Raw genomic sequence first — 1,317 nt, 5'->3', positions numbered from 1 at the left:
TGATATTATCCCCTTTAGGTAGACAGTGTAAAAAAGACCATATACACACATGGATGTTACACTATTACTTGGAGGGGATTTTTCATGACTAAAAAAGGATCGACATTTAATACCTATTCAGAAGAATTAAAGTTATCAGCTGTTCAAAGTTATTTAAACGGAGAAGGAAGTTACAATATGATAAAGGAAAGATATCAGATTAGAAGTTCTACCCAACTTAAAAATTGGGTCAAAAAATATAAAGAATGTGGTGAGATTACAGATACTCGCGGGAAAAATGGGGGAATGAAAGGTATACCAAACCCTCTAAAAGGAAAACGTGTTTATTTTAAGACAATTGAAGAGGAACGTGACTACTATAAGGCACAGGTTGAATATTTAAAAAAGCAGTATCCAAATCTATAAATGGAGGTGTACTAAAATATAAAGAGAGATATCATATCATTGAATCATTAAAGACAAAGTATCCAGTTATATGGCTTACGAAATTTGCGGGTGTACATCGTTCAAGTTACTATAAATGGATTCATACCAAAGGTATGAAAAACATACGACTAAAATCCGAGAAACGATTAAAAAAGGTAATACGATCTATTCACGTAAAGCACAAAGAATATGGTTATCCACGTATGAAAATCGCTTTACAGGAAGAGGGATATTTTATAAATCACAAAAAAGTATATCGCTTAATGAGTGAGCTCAATATTCAATCTATTATTCGAAAGAAGCGTCGCTTCTTTAAAGGGAACTATTCCAATATTTTTCCGAATGTTTTAAACCGTGAATTTAAAGATCGCCAACAAAATGAGGCACTTGTTACAGATATTACTTACCTACGATTCCAAGAGGGATTTCGGTATCTTTCTGTTGTACAAGATGTTTATAATAACGAAGTTGTTTCTTGGAAAATATCTACGCGCAATGATAATGAACTTGTATTAGATACGATTGAAATGTTGGCACAAAAAAGAGATGTGCGTGGAACCATTCTCCATTCAGATCAGGGATTCCAGTACACATCTCATGCCTACAACAAACGACTTTCCGATTTAGGTATCATTGGTAGCCACTCTCGCAAAGGAAACTGCCATGATAACGCTTGTATCGAGTCATTTTTCTCCCATTTTAAATCGGAGATGTTGTATTTGAATCATTTTAAAACAGAAGAAGATTTAATACAAGCAATTGAAGAATATATTTACTTTTATAACTATAAACGGTTCCAAAAACGACTCAACCATCGAGCTCCGATAGAATATCGAATCTCGATGGCTGCTTAGTCTTTTTCATACTGTCTACTTGACAGGGGTAAGACCA

Annotated in this window: 1 protein-coding gene; it reads left to right on the top strand. The window is 33.9% G+C overall.

What is annotated here, in order from left to right; all coding sequences use genetic code 11:
- The first annotated feature begins 84 nt into the window (after positions 1 to 84).
- A protein-coding gene (locus SB773_RS29830) for an IS3 family transposase (RefSeq protein WP_113771028.1) occupies positions 85 to 1,280 on the top strand; the annotation gives its coding sequence in 2 pieces (ribosomal slippage) (positions 85 to 391 and positions 391 to 1,280; 1,197 coding nt in all).
- Positions 1,281 to 1,317 lie beyond the last annotated feature (37 nt).

This window comes from Bacillus sp. SIMBA_074, assembly GCF_046534555.1.
Taxonomy (GTDB): Bacteria; Bacillota; Bacilli; order Bacillales; family Bacillaceae_G; genus Bacillus_A; species Bacillus_A mycoides.
The sequence above is the reverse complement of the archived record's forward strand: the minus strand, read 5'-3'. Positions and strand labels throughout refer to the sequence as shown.